Genomic DNA, 21443 nt, shown 5'->3' with positions numbered 1-21443 from the left:
TCATTTTATTTAAAAAGGCACTTCATAAAGAAGATGCCTTTTGTATTTTTACGTATGTTAGTAGGTGAAAAATATTTTTGCCTGCACGTTTCTCTTTTTATGGAGTATAAATGTGTTAATAATTTTATATATAAAAAAGAGCTTTCGCTCTCATTATTTCTAAATGGCAGGGGCATCAGGATTTGAACCCGAACGAACAGTTTTGGAGACTGTGATACTACCATTATATTATGCCCCTAAAAAATGGTGACCTGTACGGGATTCGAACCCGTGAATGCATGCGTGAAAGGCATGTGAGTTAACCGTTTCTCCAACAGGCCATTTTATCGGACCACTACATATTATCATGGTCCGAATTAAAAATCAACAATTTTTTTAATGAAAATGCTTTTTACCAACCATGTACTCAATTTTCAGTTTAAATACTTTGCATCCTTTGTTTAAAGGGATACTGGCTTTATAGTCTTGGCGGCTTGGAGTATAGCGATCAATCAGTTTATTTAAGATCAGTTCCCGATTTTCAGTTTCTTCTTCAAGAATGCCATAGACCATGACACTTTCAAAATTATTAGTTGTTGCCGCTTCATTAATACCTAAATCACAAACAACATTAAAACATACAGGCTGATGAAGCCCTTTTTGTTTATACCCGCTCATTCCGGAATGAAAGTAGAGGGCATGATCGTAATATAGATGGTTAAGCGGCAGCAGGTAAGGAATATCAGTGTAAAAAGACAATGTTCCATAATGGGTCTTAGAAGTTAAAATTTCCACACATTCAAAATAAGTCAATAATTTTTTAGTTTTACGCATTGGTGTCAATGAATTCTGATAAAGGCTTGCGGCTTTCTCATCAATCTCTTGGATTATTTTTGATTTATGCTCCTGATATTTTTCACGATCATTCTTGAAATGGTCGGCTCCCTCTATTTTCGTATCACGATACGCGATAAAGGCTTCATGATGTTCGATGACATAACGTTTAAAATGAAGGTGTTTTTTTATCTCAGGGTCGCCATAAGGAAAAATATGAATATGATACTGTGGAAGACCATCGATTTCTTTTTCCAGATAACGGCGATTAGGAATACCGTATTCACCTAAATATGTATAACCAAGTGCTTCGCATTGTGTTTGATACTGATCAATATTGCTGATATCTTTAACTTCAATCAGTAAATCGATGATTGGTTTTGCCCACATGTTTGGAATGGAAGTACTGCCGATATGAAAGATATTGATTATTTCTTTTGATAATAATTCAAAGAAAACATTTCTTTCAGCTTCAAATAGCTTGATCCAGTTGGGATCATATGCACTCACTTCTGCTTTTTTCATTTTATCACCCCATTAGACTATACCATGATTGAAAGTAGGATTCTGGTTTTTGCACAAATTGAAAGATTCCTATGTTATACTTGTAACAAAGGAGGGAGAAGCTATGATATGGTGGTTGCTGGGAGGCTTTTTTGCGATTTGTTTTATGGTGTCAATGTCAAAGGAACTGCGTCGATTTCGTAATGGTATTTACTTATTGCTGACCCTTATGTTTTGTTTCTTAGGTTTAGCGATTACGTATCGTCATAACGAATGGATCGTACTGCTGATCCAGCTATTTGTTTTTGTTGCTTCTCCGCTGTGCTTATTTATTTTAGCGATTGGACTTCTCGGCAATGGGATTGTGATGGTAAAAAAAGAAGGACTGCATCCAATGAATCTATTGTCCGCTTATTTTGGCATCGGGATCTTTGCTTTTATGGGCATCGTTTTTATTGCGCTGACACGTTATGACCTTTCTAGTTTTGTATTAAGTTTGTTGATCTTTTGTATTTTGATGATGCTGTATGCGGCATTTATATTTACAGCGTTTCTCTTGTACTCTATGATTTATCGTCTTCTGCCTAAAAACAGCCGTTGTGATTATGTCATCATTCATGGAGCCGGGTTGCTTGATGGATATCGGATTTCTCGTTTATTGGCATTGCGTTTAGATAAAGGGATTTCTGTTTATCAAAAAGGTGGAAGAAGAGCGAGAATCATTGTTTCCGGAGGACAAGGAGAAGATGAGATGCTGTCAGAAGCCGCGGCAATGAAACAATATTTGTTAGATAAAGGCATTGATGAATCGGTGATCATTGTGGAAGATCAATCGACATCTACCTATGAAAATTTACTGTTCAGTAAAAAAATCATGGATCATCTCAGTCAACAATATACGTGTATCTTTGTCACCAATGATTATCATGTTTTCAGAACCTCGACCTATGCCAGAAAGCTGAAAATAACCGCACAGGGAGTCGGGTGTCGAACCGCTATGTATTATTTGCCAAGTGCTTTTATTCGTGAGTATCTTGCTATAGTGTATCAGTATCGTTTAAGTTTTTTTGTTGTAGTTGGTATTTGGATGCTTTTTCTTGGGATTTCATTGGGATTATTCTAACAGCCTGGTTTAATCCCTTTTCTCTGTCCCATACTAAGATATGACTGGCTTCTATTCAATATTGATGAAAAATATAGTATTATATAAATGACATTAGGAGTGAGGTGAAGACATGATGGCCAAGATTCTAAGACAATTGAAAGGGCAGGAACTGGTCGACTTTATTGAAGAATATTTTGATTTTTATAACCGAGTATTTAATATAGAGAATTATTTAGATGAATATGCACAAGCAATTTCGTCGATGCAGCATTATTTAGACACCCGAAAGTTGGATTTAAAACAATTTTCGACTTATCAGACGGATCTTATTAAATTGGGTTTTTTAAATCAATTTACCCCGGGACAGTTGGATCGCTATATCCAAACCGGACTAAACGATGATGAAATGGAAAGGCGTTATCAATCCATTTAATTCAATTTTAGAAAAATATCTTTTTTCTTTTACTTTTATGCTATTGTATAAAGAAAAGAGAGGTGTTGGAATTGATTAAATTAATCGCAAGTGATATAGATGGAACATTAGTTGGAAAGGATCATCAAATATCGCCAAAGAATCTGGAAGCAATTCGTTATGCCATTAAAAAAGGCGTACACTTTACCATTGCATCAGGGAGAGCTTATGAAGATATTACGCCAGTATATGAGGGATTAGGAATTAAATGTCAGGTGATTGCCGTTAACGGTGCACAGTATTATGATGAATTTGGGCAGGTCATGACATCTTGCTTATTAAATAAAGAAGCATGTATTCAGGTGTGTGACATCTTTAAAAGAGAACATCTTCATTTTATGCTGTATACATCAAAAGGTGTTTTTACAACAATGGATATCGATCATGTGAAAGATGCTTTTATTAAAAGAAAAGTAGCCCAGGCAGGAGGGACTTATGAAGAAGCAGAACATCATTTTAAAACGAATTATCTGCCGTTTCAGACCATGCGCTTTGTTGAAGATCTGCCAAGCTTTTTGAAGGATTCGATTGAGATCTATAAAGTAGAAGGATTTGATGAAACAAAAGCTAAAATAGACCAAGTAAGACCATTGATTGCTAAAATAGAAGGAGTAGCCTATTTATCCTCTTTCTTCAATAATATGGAAGTAACAAACAGCGGTGCTCAAAAAGGAACGATTTTAATGCAGGCGATTCAAAAAATGGGAATCCGTCCAGAGGAAGTCATGGTGATCGGTGATGGCGCCAATGATTTGAGTATGTTTGAACTTTTTGAAAACAGTGTGGCTGTTGCCAATGCGATCGATGAAATCAAAGAAAAAGCAAAGTATCTTGTCGCAAGTGATAAAGAAGATGGTGTAGCGGAAGCGATTTATAAACTGATTCAATAACAGTGTAGTCTAAAAACTATGCTGTTTTTCATATATTTTAAAAGTGAGGCTTGCAACCTTGGGCATAATTTAGTAGGATAGACATTGGTAAAAAAGGAGTAACACCCATGTGAGATAGATAAATACAAAAAAGAATCATAATAAAGGAGAGAGAGAATGGCAGATTTTATAAAAGAAGTAGAACGCCGTCGTACATTTGCGATTATTTCCCATCCCGATGCCGGAAAAACAACACTGACAGAAAAGTTTTTGCTTTATGGTGGAGCGATTCAAGAGGCAGGGATGGTTAAAGGAAAACAATCCAGCCGTCATGCGGTTTCCGATTGGATGGAAATAGAAAAACAAAGAGGGATTTCCGTAACCTCTTCCGTACTGCAATTTAATTATAATGGTTATTGTATTAATATTTTGGATACACCGGGACATCAGGACTTCTCGGAAGATACGTATCGTACGTTAATGGCTGCAGATTCTGCGGTCATGGTGATTGATGGAAGCAAAGGGGTCGAAGATCAGACACGTAAATTATTTAAAGTATGTGTGATGCGTCATATCCCAATCTTTACATTTATTAATAAAATGGATCGTGATGCCAAAGACCCATACGAATTAATGGAAGAAATTGAACAGGAATTAGGCATCAAGACGTGTGCGATTAACTGGCCAATCGGTTCCGGAAAAGAATTTCAGGGAGTTTATGAACGTGAGAAAAAAGAGGTTATTCGTTTCTCATTCGGTAAAAAAGGGGCTAAGGAAATGGCAGAAACCGTAAAAGTGGATCTTCAAGATGATACTTTAGCGGATTTAATTGGCGCAGAACACTGTGAAAAATTAAGAGAAGATGTTGAATTGTTGGATGGTGCCAGTGAAGAATTTGATTTAGAAGCTGTTCGTTCAGGGCTGTTATCACCGGTTTGCTTTGGTTCGGCATTAACGAATTTCGGAGTTGAACCGTTTTTGGAACATTTCTTAGCGATGACGACATCCCCTTTGCCAAGAATGGCAGGCGATCAGCTGATTGATCCATTTGATCCTCATTTCTCTGCATTTGTCTTTAAAATTCAAGCAAACATGAATAAAGCGCACCGTGACCGTATGGCGTTCATGCGTATTTGCAGTGGTAAGTTTGAAAAAGGGATGGAAGTCTATCATGTACAAGGCAAAAAGAAAGTCAAGCTGAATCAATCTAAACAGTTGATGGCCTCTGATCGTGAAACGGTAGAAGAAGCTTATGCCGGAGACGTTATCGGAATATTCGATCCGGGCATCTATTCGATCGGAGATACCTTATGCACAGCTTCCAACAAATTTGAATTTGATGGAATTCCGACCTTTGCTCCCGAACATTTTGCCAGCATTCGAAACAAAGATTCGATGAAACGTAAGCAATTTGTCAAAGGGGTAGAACAGATTGCCAAAGAAGGGGCTATCCAGATTTTCCAATCGCCATTATCAGGAATGGAAGAAATCATTGTCGGTGTTGTGGGTGTCCTACAGTTTGAGGTCCTGGAGCATCGTTTGAAGTCAGAATATAATGTGGATATTGAAAGAACGAATCTATCTTATCGCTTTATTCGTTGGATTGGAAACAAGGATATTGATCTGAATCGATTGAATTTATCATCAGATACAAAGAAAATACAAGATTTAAAAGGAAATTTCCTGTTACTATTTACGAATGAATGGGGAATTCGCTGGGCTGAAAAGAATAATCCCGAACTTATCTTGGAAGAGTTTGGAAAATAGTCAATCGTGAGAATTATTCTCACGATTTTTTCATGTAGTCATAAGAAAGACAAAATAAGCGATAGAATAATAAAGGATGAAGTCCTTATCATCAGATCGTAGACGTATGATGGATGAATCCTCTTTATCGCTTTACACCGGGGGAAAAACAATCCCAAAATTATACACGCCAAAGAGGGAATTTTGCTTTATTAAGCAGCGTGATTTAGTATGTCTTTTAATACTTGAAAAGTGTTTTATCACAACGCATTGGATATCGCTCTTGGTACGAACCTGTTAAGAGGTGATCAAAGCAAAGATTTCATGACAAACAGTATAGAATTTGTCAATGCTTTATTTGACGCAAATTGTTTTTGCTTAAGGAAGGACTGTTTGAATGACCTGATACATAAATCTGGGATTTGTGAGGCAACAAAGGATAACCCACGCTAAATATCGACAAAACCTCTATATTAACATAAAAGAAGAATGAATTTTATTCGATAATATATAAATATAGATGTTTATAATAAGAAATTATATAAAAATATTAGAAAATATGTTACTATTAAACACATAAAAGGGGGAAACAGAATGAAACAAGCAGCATATCAGTATATTGACGAAAGTGATCGTGATATCCTTTATCCGATCTATGAAGATCAGGCTATTTGTCCAAAAGTTGTAGAGACATTGGGGTTTGATGTAAATGAAGTGGTAGATAAAAGTTTAAATAAAATAACAAAAGTATTTACTTTAGGAAAGTATCCATTTAAGTCAATCACTTTTGTCGGGTTAGGGGATTCTAAAGAAATAACAACGAAAAAATTACGTGATGCGTTTGCAGTCTTGGCTAATCAAGTGGAAACACCAAGTAGCTTTGATGCAAAAAGGGCGGTGACCCAAACCATCGATATTGAAAAAATCACAGGGTTGTTTGTGGAAACCTATTTAGTTGCCACTTATCGTGAAACAAAAGTAGAACGTCCGGGAAAAATTATTGCTGATGTGACCGTTATGGCACCGGATCATGACGTTCAAGCTGTCATTGACGAAGCCTGCCATTACGCAGAAGGAATCAATCATGCCCGTGACTTGGCAAACTGTCCTGCCAACATTATGACGCCTAAGAAGATTGCTAAAATCGCGAAAGCAATGGCAGAACGTTATGATTTAGAATATAAAATTCTCGATAAAAAAGATTTAGAAGAGATGAAGGCAGGGGCTATCTTAGCTGTGAATAAAGGAAGTGACCTTAAGCCTTATATGATCATGCTTAAATATAATGGAGCAGGTGATGATCCTTATACAGCTCTGATTGGTAAAGGATTAACCTTTGATTCCGGTGGCTATAACCTTAAAGGCAACAGCTACGGTATGAAATATGACATGTGCGGCGGAGCTGATGTCATTGGGGCGATGGAAATTATTGCCGCTAATAAAATGAAAGCAAATGTTTACTGTATCGTTCCGGCAACAGAAAACTTAGTAAACGGTTCAGCCTACAAACCGCAAGATGTGATCACGACAATGTCGGGAAAAACAGTGGAAATTGTCAGTACCGATGCCGAGGGACGTTTGATTTTATGTGATGCGATTACGTATGCACAATCTTTAGGCGCAAAACGTATTATCGACATCGCAACACTGACCGGAGCCTGCATGACTGCACTCGGTGGCGTTTATACAGGTGTATTCACGAACAGTGAAGCTTTCTATGAAAAATTTGAACAATCATTAAAAATGAGTGATGAAAAAGGATGGCGTCTGCCAGTTGATCCTGCTTATTTTGACATGCTGAAATCGGATAGTGCCGATTTTAAAAACAGTGCCGGACGTCCGGGTGGCGGAGCAAGTGTTGCTGCCTGTTTCTTAGAAGCCTTTGTTGATGAAGGGGTGGAATGGATTCATTTAGATGTGGCAGGAATTGCCCATCGTGATTCTCAGGGAGCTACCGGAGAAATGATTCGCTCAATGGTCAATATCTTTAAAAATTGATGGATTTCCATCAATTTTTTGTTTGAATAAGTAAAATCTATTCATACTAAGTGTATGAAAAAGATTATATATTTTTATATTATTTATAGTTTTTTTGCCGTATTAGTCAATATGGCACATCCCGTTACACCGGAGTTTTTTAATATACTGCAATTTGGCAGTTCTATTTATGGATTATCTTTTGCGTTAATGGCATTCTTTAATTTTATTACGAGCTTATTGTGGGCAGATTTAACACAAAAATACGGATCCAGCAAAATGCTGATTCTTTCTTTTATCGGTTTTGGCATTGCTCAGTTCTTATTTTTAAAGACAACCCATTTATGGATGCTGATGTTGGCAAGAAGCTTAGCCGGAGTTTTCATGGGCGGACTGATGGTTGCTTCACTTAGCTATATTTTAAGTATTTCACATAACGTCACGTATTTAAGTATTTATGCACTTATTCAGACGGTGGGATCGGCAATCGGTTATTTCGTCGGCGGCTTCTTTGGAAAATACGGTTATCAGATGACCTTTTATATTCAAATTGGCGGTAGTTTCGTCGCAGCAGTTTTAGCCTTTTTACTATTGGATAAGCATTTTGATATAACCAGTAAGCCAAAGCCAATGACCTACAATCCGCTTAAATTACTATGGGTTCAACTAAAAAGTGCATCGAAACCACTTAAAATCTTTTTGTTAAGTGTGTTCTTTACATGTTTTGGCTATTTTATGCATGATAACTGGCTGAATTACTATTTTATCCACCATTATCAATTCACATCCGATTCCATCGGTTATTATAAATTAGCGATTGCAGCAGTCAGCTTAGCTGCAAATCTCATTTTAATTTTCTTCTTATCTCGCTATAATCGTTTGTTGGTCATCGTATTAAGCGGATGTGGGATTATGCTGTCGGCAGCTTATTTCAATGCTTTGCTTGTGCCGTTTTTAGTTTCGACCTTATTGTATTATATGTTTAGTGTTTTATTTCTCCCTTTGCAGCAAAATCAAATGCGGCAAAATCGACAGAAGTCAAGCAGTGATCAATCCGGTTTATTCAACAGTGCCCGTTCACTAGGCATGATGATTGGTCCCGCCTTTTCCGGTTATTTATATCAGTTTGGTGATCAATTGACCTTAATTACAGCAGCTGCCAGCTTCTTTTTAGCGGCTTGTCTAAGTGCAATGTATTTTCATCGTTCCAATTAAGGAGAAACATTATGGCAAATGAAGGAAGACGCTGTGAATGTATCTGCAAAAAAGACTTAACACTAACCATTGGAAAGGAGGAGCAGAATCTTTTTGAATGTGGAAAGATATATCCTTGTACGATTCGCAAACATTTTCTGCATAAAGATCAGTACAAAATTTACGGGAAAGAATATGCTTTATCCTGTTCAAAGGAAAAGTTTGATGAGTATTTTCATCTGAAGCGTTCTCGCTATTACTGATTATTTTAGGTTTCTCACTATAGAACATTATGTGTTTTGATTAGACGGAGGTAAGGGGACGACCTCTTTTTTTATTGAATGTGGATGAATTTCAAAAAGTATCTTCTGACATCTTAGAAATACTAAAATATATTGATGATAACAATAATAAAAACGGGGAAACTGATGCTTTTATACTATATATAAGCGTTCATTTTTTTGTATAATACGAAAAAAGGTTGCGAATTATGAAAATTCTTATATACTTTAAAGAAGAGGTGATCAGAAAAATGATGAAGAAAATCCATCTCGTTGGGGATATCAATAATGAAGTTGTTGATAATCTTATCCAACAACTCGAAACAAATGAATCGATTAGTAAAATTGAATATAAAGAACCTACTCATGATCTGTATATCCAAACCGATAACAAAGATTACATGAGCCTGCTTGCTAAAGCAATTGAGGAATTGCAGTTAAATATTAAAGCAATTGAAAGAAAGAAAAGCAATGATAAGAGTGAGAAGCCTTTTGAAAAACGTGTCTTTTTATTTTCTGATTTAAAGAGTTCGGAAAATGCAGTCTTTTTGACTTCTTATTTATTGAACGATCCACAGATTCGAGAAGCAAAATTTGATCATAATCAAAAGATTTTGACTTTGGAGACAAACGATCCGTTTATTTATACTAAATTGAGACATGTGATCGATGCTTTTGGAGAAAATATCGAGATTACAGAAAACTACATAAAGGAACAGACGTTTGACTATCGGTTGATGTATCGTTATCTATATGTCGCTTTATTGTTGTTTAGTTTTTCGCTGTATATCGTGACACGTCAAGAGCCTACCATTGTCACCGTATTTAGTGGAATTGTAATGTGTGGGTTATTATCCGTTCGCTTAGTGATGAATGCGATTGATTTAATCAAAGCTAAAGATTACTTAAATGCTAATAATTTAATTTTATTGGGAGCGTTCTTATTACTTTTGTTTAATCGTCCGTTAGATGCGGGGATCGCATTGTTCGTATTTCAATATTTGCAGATGGCTTTTAACAGTTTTGAAAGACAAATCATTCATTTACTGGTAAGCAATGTGGATAACTTAATTCGTATTGTTAAAGTGAAGATAGATGATGAGATAGTGGAAAAACAAGTTGAGGAAGTCGAACACGATGACATATTGATCCTAGAAGAAAAAGATCTGTCTTATTTTGAAGGGGTAGTTATCGAAGGGGAAGCAAAAGTCGATCGCTTATTAATGAATGGCGAAACAGAACTGGCTACGATAAAAGCAGGTGATACGATCGATGCCGGACATCAGGTCGTAGAGGGGCAGCTTTCGATTAAAATCGTGAAAACTTATCCGGAAACGCAGTTTAACCAGATTTATGACTGGAGTCCTAAGCGTTTAGTAGAAAAAGGATATTTGGAAACCCGTGAGAAAAAGGATTATCTTTATTTCACTTATTCCATGTTAGCGATTGGGGCAGTGTTAGTCGTTGCCGGATTGTTTATGAAAAATACGCACTTATCTATTACGGGATTAGTGATCATTACGACTTGCTATCCGTTTTCCCTATCTTTGCTTAGTCCGTATGTTTATGATAATGCGATGATTGAGGCAATGGGACAGCGTGTTTTATTAAAAGATGAAAACAGTTTAAGTAAATTGGTTGAATGGCTAAGAAAACAAAAACCAGAAACAATCAATGACTCTATGACGTTAAAAGAGAGTGGAATCAAGTTTAATCAAGGAAATTATTTGGATGAAACGATGCGCAATGAGTGTGATATCATTTATCACAACAAGGAATCACTGATTAAATTTTTCCGTTATATCAAAGATTTTGATAAGCAATGGGTATATTTTAAATACATTAGCTATGGGGTGAAGATCATTACCATCCTATTATTCTATATCCACTTCTTCTCTTTTATAGGAGCGTTGATTGCCAATGTACTCTTGGCTTTTATGATCTTAGTGGCAATGAAACATATGTTAGATAAAGGAGTGGGATAACCACTTCTTTAATTTTTGTTGAAATCATCGTGAAAAAATGGCATAATAAAGCTACTTGTGAATAAGGAGTGAAGAAAATGATAGCTGCACAAAATGTCTCGCTGTCTTATGGCGGCCGAGTTTTATTTGAAAATGTTAATGTTAAATTTACGGAAGGAAACTGTTACGGGATTATTGGTGCCAATGGTGCCGGTAAATCGACGTTTTTAAAAATTTTATCAGGAGAAATCGAGCCGAATAAAGGGGAGGTCACGATGACTCCGGGACAACGTCTTTCCGTATTGAAACAGGATCATTTTGCCTATGATGACTTTGATGCGGTCAGTACCGTGATTATGGGAAACAAAGCATTATACGATATTAAACAGGCAAAAGAAGTTTTATACGCAAAAGAAGATTTCAATGATGAAGATGGCTTAAAGCTGGCAGAGTTAGAAGCAGATTTCATGGATTTAGATGGATGGAACGCAGAAAGTGATGCAGAAATCTTATTAAATGGATTAGGGGTACCGAGTGAACTTCACTATGTGAAAATGGCAGAATTAGACGGAAGCCAAAAAGTAAAAGTATTATTGGCTCAGGCATTATTTGGTAATCCCGATATTTTATTATTGGATGAACCAACGAACCATTTGGATATTAAATCTGTGGCATGGTTAGAAAACTTTTTGTTAAACTTTGAAAATACAGTCATCGTTGTATCCCATGACCGTTATTTCTTAAATAAAGTTTGTACTCATATTGCCGATATTGATTATCATAAAGTTCAGCTTTATGTAGGAAACTATGATTTCTGGTATGAATACTCACAGATGATGTTGGCACAGGCAAAAGAAATCAACAAGAAAGCCGACGCTAAAAGAAAAGAATTAGAAGAGTTTATCGCTCGTTTCTCTGCGAATGCTTCAAAAGCAAAACAAGCAACATCACGTAAAAAGCTGTTGGATAATTTAGAAGTAGTCGATATCAAACCATCATTAAGACGTTATCCATTTGTTGGATTTAGCCCGGAAAGGGAAGTAGGAAATATTGTATTGCGTGTCGAAGGAATTTCAAAGACAATCGGCGAAAGAAAAGTCTTGAATAACGTTTCATTTACAGTGAATCCTAAAGATAAGATCGCTTTTGTCGGAAGTGATGAGTTAGCGAATACAACACTGTTTAAAATTATTATGGGAGAAATGGAACCTGATGAAGGAACCTATACATGGGGTGTAACAACATCTCAAGCTTATTTCCCAAAAGATAACTCGGAATATTTTGATGGATGCGATTTGACTTTGATTGACTGGCTTCGTCAGTTCTCAAAGAAAAACGAATATGATCAAGATTTACGAGGATGGCTGGGGCGTATGCTGTTTTCCGGAGAAGAAGCCTTGAAAAAAGCCTCTGTCTTATCTGGAGGAGAAAAAGTGCGCTGTATGCTTGCGAAAATGATGATGAGCAATGCCAATGTCTTGATTTTGGATGAACCGACAAACCATTTGGATTTGGAATCTATTCAGGCAGTCAATGAGGGATTAATTAATTTTAAAGAAAATGTTTTATTTGTTTCTCATGACCATCAGTTTACACAAACGATCGCTAATCGTGTCATTGAAATTACATCGGACGGTGTGATTGATCGTTTAGGAACATTCGATGAATATTTAGAATATGTTAAAAATATATAGTCATAAAAAGGTCACTGTTAGCTATACTAATAGTGGTCTTTTATTTTAAGCATATCATTCGTAAATACGAAATGAATCATCTATAATGAAATCAAGGAGGAAAACATAATGAAATTTTATATTTGTAACCATTGTAAAAATGTAATCGTTAAAGTAAGTGATCATGGGGTTCCCGTATTTTGCTGTGGAGAACCAATGAAAGAATTAATTCCAAATACAACCGATGCAGCAACAGAAAAACATGTACCGATCGTAGAAGTGAAAGAAGATCGTGTAGATGTATTAGTAGGATCAACATTGCATCCAATGACAGCTGAACATTTAATTGAATGGGTTGTTTTAGAAACCGATAAAGGATACAGCATCCACTACTTAACAGATCATGATGAACCAAAAGCAAGCTTCTGCTTAAATGGTGCTAAGCCGATTGCCGTTTATGAATACTGTAATCTTCATGGGTTGTGGAAAAAAGATTTATAGCATTAAAAAAGGGATTGATTTCGTTCAATCCTTTTTATGTGCAAAATGTTTGTATGTAGGTATAAATCCCTTGTGCAATCGCCGCAGCGTAATCACTAAAATAAGTATCCAGCAAAGTATTATCATAATCGCTGCTGATAAACCCTAACTCTAAAATGCATGAGGGCATTTGGGCAACACGATTGATCGTATAATTCCCTTCTCCGTCCATTGTTCCGCCTTTAACTCCGCGAATAGTACTTTTAGGGACTGCTTCTTCAATCACCTCTAAAATAGCGGCAGCCAGTAATTCATCTTCTTGTAAAAACTGACTGTTGATCCATGCTTCAATACCATTGACCGCCTCATACCCTTCATAATAATTTCGATGAATGGATACTAAAGCAGCAGCATCATAGAGGTTTGCATATTCAGCTCGGGGGGCATTATCCATACTGATATCCTGACTACGTGTCAAAATGACCTCGACACCTAAGCTTTCCAATTCCTTTTTGACCGCTAATGTAATAGTCAAATCATCGTCTTTTTCATAGCGTCCGTTATACTCTGCACCGACGTCATCACCGCCATGCCCGGCATCTAAACAGACGACGGTTTGATAAACAACAGGATTCAATGAAGCTGACTCGGTCTGATCAATCACACTTTTGATTTCAATCTTACTTTTAATAATATGTAAGCTTCCAATAACTAATACCATTAAAACAGCACATCCACATCCATACTTTATTCTTTTTTTTATCATCTCATTTTCCTTTCCTTATGCTTATCATAGCGATTCTTTTAGGAAAGGTTTTGTAAAAAATGTGTGAAATCATCCTACTTTTATTCTTTCTTATCGAATTATAGCTAGGATTAGAGTATGTTTTATGTTAGAATTTTAAAAGATTAAAAGGAGGAACGGTATGAAGAAAATTTGGCTATGTATCATCTGTTTATGTTGTTTGACGGCTTGCCAAAAGCCACAAGAGACGCCGGTAGAAAAACCGACTCATCAGGAAAATACTGAACTTCCTTTAAATAAGGAAGATACTGAAAATAAAGAGGAACCCGTTGAAGAAACAGCAGAGGTGGAAGAAGAAAATGAACCGGAAGTTTCGACAAATGAAGTCCCTAATGAACCCACAAAAGAAACTCCGCCTACAACGGATGACGCTTTCGTGACAGATGTTCCGGAATCGACACCGCCGCCGGTTACAGAAAAGGAAGACCCGGTATATAGAGTTACACTTTCAATCGAATGTACAACGATTCTTAATAATATGTCAAAATTAAAACCGGGATATCAGGATTTTATTCCTGCAAGTGGATATATATTACCAATGATGGAAATCGAGATTCGGGAAGGGGAAAGTGTTCTGAGTGTTTTAGAGCGTGCTTGCAAGCTGAATGGGATTAAGCTGAGTGCGAGAAATGGCTATGTTTCTGAAATCGGAAATATTGGGGAATATGTATGTGGAAACTTAAGTGGTTGGATGTATTCTGTAAATGGGGCTTTTATCAATCAGTCTGCCAGTCAGAAAATACTGCAAGATGGGGATACAATTAAATGGATGTATACTTGCGATAATGGACGCGACCTTTCATTTAGCTGATTTTCGTCGCTATTATCATCCTTTCCCCATCTTTTTATGTTTTCTTTCTCTGATCTTATTATTAGTATTGATTCCGCATCCGATTATTACTTTCCTTTCTTTAGTTATTTCAGGGATTTTTTTAATCTTATCTAAACAATTGAAGGGGTATTCTTTTATTTATTCCTTTATTCTTTATATCCTGATTATTTTGATAAATCCGGTTTTTGTGACAAAGGGAGCAACTGTTTTATTCTATTTTTTTGGTGCACCTTATACATTAGAAGCCTTGGTGTATGGTATCGTTTTTGCCAACATGGTCATGAGCCTTTTATGGTGGAGTTTGATCTTTCGTTCTTTTTTAACGAGTGATCATATCATTTACTTATTTTCAAAACCGTTTAAAGTGCTAGGTCTCATGATTGCTGTTGTTTTTCGTTTGATCCCTAAATTTAAAAAGCAGATGCAAGATATTCTTCTTTACCAAAAGAAGTATTCGAACGCAAGACCTTTAAAAAAAGGATTAGATGCTTTACTCATTAGTATCACTTGGGCATTTGAGAGTTCATTAACCATGGTGGATTCAATGAGTGCCAGAGGATATCAAAGCAAGCGAACCCATTTTCATTTATTTCATTTTAGTTTTCATGATCTAAAACTTTGTATTCTGATTGTATTCATTGACTTGTGGATGCTGGCTTACTATTTTAAAGATTTTTCTAATTATTATTTTTATCCAAAAATAAAGCCGATTTCTTTTGATTGTTGGAGTTTAATCAGTTATCTGATGATGACTTTATTGATGGTACTGCCGAGTTGTTTTAAAAAGGAGGGTCAGCATGTTAAAGGTTGAAAACTTACAATTCAGATATCCAAAAGAATCGACATTCCTTTTATCCGATCTCCATTTTGAGATAAACGATGGAGAATTTTTGCTTGTGATTGGGACAAGCGGCAGTGGAAAGTCTACACTTTTACGATGCTTAAAACCGGAATTGCAGCCCTTTGGAGAAAGAACCGGTAAAATCACTTATGCAAATGAATCGCTGGAAAAGCTGAATAGCTGTGATATTGGCTTTGTTTTTCAAGATCCCGATGATCAGATGGTCATGGATAAAGTATGGCATGAACTGGCTTTTGGTTTAGAAAATATGAATATGCCTGTCGATCAAATGAAGCACCGGGTAGCGGAAATCGTTCAGTATTTTAAACTGCAGGAAATTTATGATTGTCCTGTTGATCAGTTATCGAGCGGTCAGAAACAAATTGTCAATTTAGCGGCAGCTATGGCAATGAATCCTAAAATTCTATTACTGGATGAACCGACGTCAAGGTTAGATCCATTTATGGCAAAACAGTTCTTACAGTTTTTAAAAGAAATCCATGATGATTTTCATACAACGATTATTATGGTGGAACACCGCTTTGAGGAAGTATTGCCTTTATCACAAAAGATTCTTTGGTTAGATCAAGGAAAGGCGGCTGCATTTGGCGTAAAAGAAAAAGTGCTGGAGGCATTGATCCATCAAGAGCATCCATTACATTTGGCTTTGCCTGAATATATGAAGCTGACAAAGACGGCTTTATTAACAGATAAATGGACGGCACACACGTATATTCAGGATCATCATTGGAAAGTAAATCCATTTTTACCGCTCGCAAAGCGTGGCATCTTTTTGCAGATTAAAGAATTAAACTTAGAATATGATCGTCATCGTGTGCTTAAAGATTTGTCGTTTGATCTTTGTGAAGGAGAATTTTTCTGTCTTCTTGGGGCGAATGGTTCAGGAAAAAGTACGTTTCTTCGTCACCTTGCATTTGCATTTGGCAGAAAATCTTCTATTTATTACAAGCATACACCTATCGATAAAGCAATGAACAAAAAGATTGTCTTATTGCCTCAGAATCCTCAAGTTCTTTTTGCACACGATACGGTGGAAGAAGAATTAAGCGGACTTGAAAGAGTTGAAGTGATAGACCAATGGCTAAAACAGTTTCATTTAGACGGTCAGCGTCATCAGCATCCCTATGATCTAAGTGGCGGACAGCAGCAGCTCTTAGCTTTGATTAAATTGTTGCTTTTAAAGCCGAAACTACTGCTTTTAGATGAACCCACCAACGGTATTGATGCTTCGATGAAACAAGTGTTAGGAGAGATTTTGACAGATTTAAAACAGCAAGGCATAACCATTCTTTGTGTCAGTCATGATTTAGAGTTTTGTGCGGCGTTTGCCGATCGTTGTGGATTGCTGTTTGACGGCAAGATTGAAGCGGTTGAGGCAACACGTGAATTTTTTAAAAACAATTTATTTTATACTACCAGTTTGGGAAGGCTGTTTCGATGGCTGAATCCACGCATTCTATTGGCTAAGGATGTGACAGAAGATGAATAAGCTCATTCGCAGGGGCTTGATTTTTATTGGCTTTCCTCTGATCCTAGGGTTAGGAATACGCCAGCTGCAAGATCGTCAATATACATTTATCTCGATTGTATTAGTGATTCTATCACTGATATGCTTTTATTACCAATATGAAAAAAAGAAGCCTAAAAGCCGTGAAATTGTGTTGTTGGCTGTGATGATTTCGATTGTAGTATTAGGACGTTTGCTTTTCATTCTGACACCTAGCTTTAAACCGACATTGGCATTAATCATTATTTATGGAGCTGTCTTCAAAAAAACTTCGGGATTTGTCTGTGGGAGTTTAAGTGCTTTTATTGCCAATTTCTTTTTTGGACAAGGTCCTTGGACTCCCTTTCAGATGTTAAGCTGCGGCATTATTGGCTATTTTGCTGGGGTGCTGCTGGATAGCCGAAAGGGGCGGGATTCCTTGCAATTTATGGTCGGATATGGTATTTTATCAGCAGTGCTTTATTCACTTTTGATGGAAATCTGGAATGTCATTGCGATTACGGGAACATTTAATATTGATCGTTATCTGGCAAGTCTGATAGCCTCTTTGCCGATATGCATGATTTATGTCGTATCAAACTGTGTGTTTATTTTATTGTTGGCACCGGTAATGACAAAGAAAATGAAGCGCATAAAATGGAAATATGGATTATGTGAAGGGGGAAAATATGAAAAAATTAATGAATAGTCTACTCATGTTGGCAATGATATTAGTATCTGTGTACAATATCCACGGAACAGAAGTTACAAACTGGCATGAATTTATGGGAACGGGGAACGTTATTCAGACCCAAACACCTGTTAAAGAAAATGAAACAGCGATCGCTTGGAGCAAAGATTTTACAAGCGGATGGGACTCTTTATCTGATCCGATTATCGTTAACGATCAGTTATTTGTTGCGACAGCGACTAACTCTCAATTAATGAAGCTGGATTTAAACGGCAATGTAATCAGTCAGATGACATTAGCTTCATCTCTAGGGTATAGTGTCAATATCGCTTATGGTGACGGGATGGTCTTTATTCCGTTAGGAGACGGACGTGTTCAAGCAGTGGATGCCAATACAATGACCTCTTTATGGATCAGTGAAGCTGTTGAAGGCAGCTTGCAAGGAAGATTTACTTATCATAAGGGCTACTTATATTTTGGAAGCTATATTTCGGATTATGTGACTTATGCATCAAACGGAAAATTCTATGCCCTTGATGTGAAAGATGAAAACCCGGCTTCAACTCAGGAAACTAAATCTTTTGCTTGGAGCTTTGCTTCTAAAAAAGATACAGGAGGATTTAACTGGTCAAAAGCCGTTATTTATCAAAACACTGTTTATTTTGCCGGAATGGACGGTATTGTTTATGCGTGTCATCCAACAACCGGGAAACTCTTAAATCAATACGATACAGGGGAAGCTATTTCGAGTGCAATCACTTTAGTCAATAATCAGCTATACTTTACTACAAAAGCAGGAAATATTTTCTGTCTTACATTAAATGCGGACGGAACGTTTGGAAAAGCTGTTAGTCAGCCTTTAGATACAAAACCCAATACTTCATCTACCTCAACACCGACGGTATATAACGGACGTGTTTATGTTGGCGGCGGATATGGTTATGGCAGCAAGGGATTTATCAGTGTCTTAGACAGTCAAACATTAGAAACGCTTTATCGCTTGGAAACATCAAATGACGTTCAGGCATCACCACTGGTTACTACAGCTTATAGTGGGAAAACAATTGCTTATTTTACAATGAATAATGAGCCGGGGGGACTATATGCCTTGGCAGATGATTTGAATGCAAATAGCGGAACGATCGCATCTGTGTATACGCCTAATGGAGACGCTGTTAATTATTGCATGTCAAGTGCGATTGCCGATGCTTATGGAAACCTTTATCATACAAATGATTCAGGTTATCTGACAAAGCTATCTAAAACAGAAGCTTTGAGTTTAAACAGTAATGGTATTTTAGTAAACGGAAACTTTATTAAGGGGACTCAGCTTGAAGTACAACAGCAGTCTCAGGGAAATCAAATCCAAACCTTATTAGATCAAAATACAACGTTTGAAAAAGCAACTCTTTATCATTTTAATTTAACTCATGAAAGTAATGCTATTGAACCAACTCAAGAAGTGGCGGTTACAATGCCAATTCCTGAAGGATATGCAAATGACCGTTTAAAATTATATTATGTCAATGCAGACAATTCACTTGTTGAATATAATTATCAAGTAAATCAAGGAAATATCACATTCCATACGGATCATTTTAGTACATATTTGTTGGTTCAGTTAAAAGTGGAAGAACCCACTTCACAAACAGAGACAACACCACAACAAGAACAGCCACAGATTCCTAATACCGGAGATCAAACAAAGATGACCCTTTACATCGTAATCGCCGGTGCAGCCATCTTAGCCATCATCGGATTAGTCGTGATGAATAAAAAGAAAAAATAATCTTATCCAATGGGTAAGATTTTTTTAATATTATGCAATTAAGAGTTGTAATTTTATACAATTTTGTGTATTCTATTATATGTAGTGCCGATATAGTCTAGTGGCAAAACGGAGCAATGGTAATGCTCAATCCCCAGTCCGATTCTGGGTATCGGCACCATGATTAAAAAATCAATTCGCTTAGAATTGTTTTTTTCATATGGAACAATATATGAATATTAAGCGGATTATTTAAAAGATCAGTCTAAAAATGAACAAGTGAATATAGTATAATAAAATCGTTATACTAAAGCAGGTAAACAGAAAGTGTCATATTCGGGGGAAACGACATTTTTCCATGCGAGAGATCAATATGTTGGAGGGAACTTGAAGTATGCAAATAAAGTGTATCTGTGGGCAAAAGGTTCATAGCTATCAGCGCTATGAGGATGAACGAACAAATAGGATCGTTTATTATTATGTGTGTCATCATTGTCGTAAGACAATGTCAGCTATTCATGATGAAAATGGGAATATAAAAATTGTCAGCGGCTATTTCGGCCCTGTCTATCAAAGATAATTAGGAAGCAAGGAAGTTCTTTGCTTTTTTTTATTTTCTTTTTACATATTTTGTAAAGACCCCTATATTTGTTTTCATTAAATGAAAATAACAAATGCAAAATATAAGAAGTGATAGACTAAGGCTAGTCTATTTTTGGGGGTATCATTATGTTTAAAAAGGGTGGTTATATTTATTATGCCATGGGAAATGGAATGTTTTATTTTTCATGGGCAATGTTTGCTTGCATTATATCCGTTTATTTAGCGGATGTGGGATGCAGTGCAACCGAAATCTCATTCGTAACATCAGCATCGGCACTATTTGCAATGGCAACGCAGCCCATCTGCGGTTTTTTGGCAGATCGATTCCGCAGTCCTAAATATGTCGCCATCGTATCGGCAATACTAGCGATTATCTCAGGAATTCTTTTTGCGTATACAAAGTCTTTTGTTTTTTTGTTTTTAATGAATGGATTAACGCAAGGATTCTTAAATGGCATTACCGCACTGTCCGATCGCTTAGCCACAGCCAGTCCTTATCCGTTTGGTTCTATTCGTGTTTGGGGGTCCATCCTATATGCAATTGGTGCGCAAATCAGTGGTTACGTTTATGATAATATATCACCTAAAGCAAATTATTATATCTTTGCGGTAGGGATTGCAGTCATGGTTTTTAGCTTTATGATGATGAATGACGCCAAGCCTATTGCGAAAGAGGGCGAAAGCGATAAAGTAACAACCAAAGAAGTATTGATTGCTTTATGGCATAATAAGCCTTTTAAAATGTTCATGTTGATTTATTTCTTGTTTCAGGGAGCCGCTTCTGCACAAGGCATTTATCTGCCATTGTTTATTAAACAATTAGGGGGAACGACGACTATTGTGGGAACCACTTTGCTTTTTTCAACATTATCCGAACTGCCGGCAGTGTTGTTTTCTGACAAGCTGATTAAAAAGGTATCTTATAAACATCTGATGATTTTTGCTTGTGTGATGTCATTGATCCGTTTTGTTTGGTATTCAACTTGTCCGACTCCAAATATGATTATGGTCATGTTTTTCTTTCAGGGAATGACAAGTATTATCTTTATTTTGGTGGCTGTACGTATCATATTGGATTTAGTAGAAGATAAATATGTCAATACGGCTTATGGTATTTCTTCTATGTTAGCTAAAGGTTTAGCGGCATTGATCTTTCAAGTTATCTGTGGAAAGATCATTGATATTGTCGGAGGTAACTTTGGCTACACCATTACGTATTATCTTTTTGCGGCAACAATGATCGTATGTATCTTATTATCATGGCGTTTTAAAATGCCGGAAAAGAAAGAAAATTAGAAATAAAAAAACCGTGATTGCT

The 21443-nt window shown here is 36.5% G+C and carries 19 protein-coding genes and 3 tRNA genes; 18 read left to right on the top strand and 4 right to left on the bottom strand.

All coding sequences use genetic code 11. From position 1 onward, the window contains the following. Positions 1-164 precede the first annotated feature (164 nt). The 3 genes from BN1225_RS05920 to BN1225_RS14065 form a co-directional block, all read right to left on the bottom strand. Positions 165-238, bottom strand: a tRNA-Trp gene (locus BN1225_RS05920). A gap of 6 nt (positions 239-244) precedes the next feature. After that, a tRNA-Glu gene (locus BN1225_RS05915) sits at positions 245-320 on the bottom strand. A gap of 55 nt (positions 321-375) precedes the next feature. Further along, a complete protein-coding gene (locus BN1225_RS14065) occupies positions 376-1338 on the bottom strand; it encodes a GrpB family protein (protein ID WP_052466389.1) in 963 nt (320 codons plus the stop codon). 103 nt (positions 1339-1441) lie between these two features. Between BN1225_RS14065 and BN1225_RS05905 the strand changes: the two genes are divergently transcribed. From BN1225_RS05905 to BN1225_RS05860, 10 genes are all read left to right on the top strand, one after another. Then, positions 1442-2440, top strand: coding sequence for a YdcF family protein (locus BN1225_RS05905; protein ID WP_041138863.1), 999 nt, complete (start codon positions 1442-1444; stop codon positions 2438-2440). Positions 2441-2552: 112 nt separating this feature from the next. After that, positions 2553-2855, top strand: coding sequence for a hypothetical protein (locus tag BN1225_RS05900; protein ID WP_147585187.1), 303 nt, complete (start codon positions 2553-2555; stop codon positions 2853-2855). A gap of 71 nt (positions 2856-2926) precedes the next feature. Continuing rightward, complete coding sequence (locus tag BN1225_RS05895; RefSeq protein ID WP_041139054.1) at positions 2927-3784, top strand: Cof-type HAD-IIB family hydrolase; 858 nt, start codon at positions 2927-2929, stop codon at positions 3782-3784. Positions 3785-3940: 156 nt separating this feature from the next. Further along, on the top strand, positions 3941-5530 hold the full coding sequence (locus BN1225_RS05890; protein ID WP_041138861.1) for a peptide chain release factor 3: 1590 nt from the start codon (positions 3941-3943) through the stop codon (positions 5528-5530). A 573-nt stretch (positions 5531-6103) separates the two neighbouring features. After that, entirely contained in the window at positions 6104-7507 is a 1404-nt protein-coding gene (locus BN1225_RS05885; RefSeq protein ID WP_041138860.1) for a M17 family metallopeptidase, read from the top strand. Between the two features lie 54 nt (positions 7508-7561). Continuing rightward, complete coding sequence (locus BN1225_RS05880; protein ID WP_041138859.1) at positions 7562-8701, top strand: MFS transporter; 1140 nt, start codon at positions 7562-7564, stop codon at positions 8699-8701. A gap of 11 nt (positions 8702-8712) precedes the next feature. Further along, positions 8713-8943, top strand: coding sequence for a hypothetical protein (locus BN1225_RS05875; RefSeq protein ID WP_041138858.1), 231 nt, complete (start codon positions 8713-8715; stop codon positions 8941-8943). Positions 8944-9212: 269 nt separating this feature from the next. Continuing rightward, positions 9213-10946, top strand: a complete 1734-nt coding sequence (locus BN1225_RS05870) for a P-type ATPase actuator domain-containing protein (RefSeq protein ID WP_187117537.1) — start codon at positions 9213-9215, stop codon at positions 10944-10946. Between the two features lie 77 nt (positions 10947-11023). Beyond that, complete coding sequence (locus BN1225_RS05865) at positions 11024-12619, top strand: ABC-F family ATP-binding cassette domain-containing protein (RefSeq protein WP_041138856.1); 1596 nt, start codon at positions 11024-11026, stop codon at positions 12617-12619. Positions 12620-12727: 108 nt separating this feature from the next. Next, positions 12728-13099: a desulfoferrodoxin family protein gene (locus BN1225_RS05860; protein WP_041138855.1), complete on the top strand. Its 372-nt coding sequence runs from the start codon at positions 12728-12730 to the stop codon at positions 13097-13099. Between the two features lie 34 nt (positions 13100-13133). On the opposite strand, the gene BN1225_RS05855 is transcribed toward BN1225_RS05860, so the two are convergent. Then, entirely contained in the window at positions 13134-13799 is a 666-nt protein-coding gene (locus BN1225_RS05855; protein ID WP_187117536.1) for an N-acetylmuramoyl-L-alanine amidase, read from the bottom strand. 205 nt (positions 13800-14004) lie between these two features. Here BN1225_RS05855 and BN1225_RS14060 point away from each other — a divergent pair, with 205 nt between their 5' ends. From BN1225_RS14060 to BN1225_RS05815, 8 genes are all read left to right on the top strand, one after another. Continuing rightward, complete coding sequence (locus tag BN1225_RS14060) at positions 14005-14694, top strand: DUF4430 domain-containing protein (RefSeq protein ID WP_052466382.1); 690 nt, start codon at positions 14005-14007, stop codon at positions 14692-14694. After that, positions 14669-15526: an energy-coupling factor transporter transmembrane component T gene (locus BN1225_RS05845; RefSeq protein ID WP_041138854.1), complete on the top strand. Its 858-nt coding sequence runs from the start codon at positions 14669-14671 to the stop codon at positions 15524-15526. The genes BN1225_RS14060 and BN1225_RS05845 overlap by 26 nt, the downstream gene beginning before the upstream one ends. Then, a complete protein-coding gene (locus tag BN1225_RS05840) occupies positions 15513-17066 on the top strand; it encodes an ABC transporter ATP-binding protein (protein ID WP_041138853.1) in 1554 nt (517 codons plus the stop codon). Before BN1225_RS05845 ends, BN1225_RS05840 begins: the two co-directional genes overlap by 14 nt. Further along, complete coding sequence (locus tag BN1225_RS05835) at positions 17059-17772, top strand: ECF transporter S component (RefSeq protein ID WP_052466380.1); 714 nt, start codon at positions 17059-17061, stop codon at positions 17770-17772. The genes BN1225_RS05840 and BN1225_RS05835 overlap by 8 nt, the downstream gene beginning before the upstream one ends. Continuing rightward, complete coding sequence (locus BN1225_RS05830; RefSeq protein ID WP_041138852.1) at positions 17753-19543, top strand: outer membrane protein assembly factor BamB family protein; 1791 nt, start codon at positions 17753-17755, stop codon at positions 19541-19543. The genes BN1225_RS05835 and BN1225_RS05830 overlap by 20 nt, the downstream gene beginning before the upstream one ends. An 86-nt stretch (positions 19544-19629) precedes the next feature. Then, a tRNA-Thr gene (locus BN1225_RS05825) sits at positions 19630-19703 on the top strand. 213 nt (positions 19704-19916) lie between these two features. Further along, positions 19917-20102: a hypothetical protein gene (locus BN1225_RS05820; protein WP_041138851.1), complete on the top strand. Its 186-nt coding sequence runs from the start codon at positions 19917-19919 to the stop codon at positions 20100-20102. 149 nt (positions 20103-20251) lie between these two features. Next, entirely contained in the window at positions 20252-21421 is a 1170-nt protein-coding gene (locus tag BN1225_RS05815; protein ID WP_041138850.1) for an MFS transporter, read from the top strand. The last annotated feature ends 22 nt before the right edge of the window (positions 21422-21443 follow it).

It is taken from the genome of Beduini massiliensis, assembly GCF_000829905.1.
GTDB lineage: Bacteria > Bacillota_I > Bacilli_A > Erysipelotrichales > Coprobacillaceae > Beduini > Beduini massiliensis.
Note: the sequence above shows the minus strand (reverse complement) of the source record. Positions and strands in the feature narration are given on the sequence as shown.

Coding starts and splice junctions, on each gene's coding strand:
- BN1225_RS05900 (WP_147585187.1), top strand. CDS start 2,553: ATGATGGCCAAGATTCTAAGACAATTGAAAGGGCAGGAACTGGTCGAC.
- BN1225_RS05855 (WP_187117536.1), bottom strand. CDS start 13,799: ATGGTATTAGTTATTGGAAGCTTACATATTATTAAAAGTAAGATTGAA.
- BN1225_RS05815 (WP_041138850.1), top strand. CDS start 20,252: ATGTTTAAAAAGGGTGGTTATATTTATTATGCCATGGGAAATGGAATG.
- BN1225_RS05880 (WP_041138859.1), top strand. CDS start 7,562: ATGAAAAAGATTATATATTTTTATATTATTTATAGTTTTTTTGCCGTA.
- BN1225_RS05905 (WP_041138863.1), top strand. CDS start 1,442: ATGATATGGTGGTTGCTGGGAGGCTTTTTTGCGATTTGTTTTATGGTG.
- BN1225_RS14060 (WP_052466382.1), top strand. CDS start 14,005: ATGAAGAAAATTTGGCTATGTATCATCTGTTTATGTTGTTTGACGGCT.
- BN1225_RS14065 (WP_052466389.1), bottom strand. CDS start 1,338: ATGAAAAAAGCAGAAGTGAGTGCATATGATCCCAACTGGATCAAGCTA.
- BN1225_RS05845 (WP_041138854.1), top strand. CDS start 14,669: ATGGACGCGACCTTTCATTTAGCTGATTTTCGTCGCTATTATCATCCT.
- BN1225_RS05890 (WP_041138861.1), top strand. CDS start 3,941: ATGGCAGATTTTATAAAAGAAGTAGAACGCCGTCGTACATTTGCGATT.
- BN1225_RS05860 (WP_041138855.1), top strand. CDS start 12,728: ATGAAATTTTATATTTGTAACCATTGTAAAAATGTAATCGTTAAAGTA.
- BN1225_RS05830 (WP_041138852.1), top strand. CDS start 17,753: ATGAAAAAATTAATGAATAGTCTACTCATGTTGGCAATGATATTAGTA.
- BN1225_RS05870 (WP_187117537.1), top strand. CDS start 9,213: ATGATGAAGAAAATCCATCTCGTTGGGGATATCAATAATGAAGTTGTT.
- BN1225_RS05875 (WP_041138858.1), top strand. CDS start 8,713: ATGGCAAATGAAGGAAGACGCTGTGAATGTATCTGCAAAAAAGACTTA.
- BN1225_RS05840 (WP_041138853.1), top strand. CDS start 15,513: ATGTTAAAGGTTGAAAACTTACAATTCAGATATCCAAAAGAATCGACA.
- BN1225_RS05865 (WP_041138856.1), top strand. CDS start 11,024: ATGATAGCTGCACAAAATGTCTCGCTGTCTTATGGCGGCCGAGTTTTA.
- BN1225_RS05885 (WP_041138860.1), top strand. CDS start 6,104: ATGAAACAAGCAGCATATCAGTATATTGACGAAAGTGATCGTGATATC.
- BN1225_RS05820 (WP_041138851.1), top strand. CDS start 19,917: ATGCAAATAAAGTGTATCTGTGGGCAAAAGGTTCATAGCTATCAGCGC.
- BN1225_RS05835 (WP_052466380.1), top strand. CDS start 17,059: ATGAATAAGCTCATTCGCAGGGGCTTGATTTTTATTGGCTTTCCTCTG.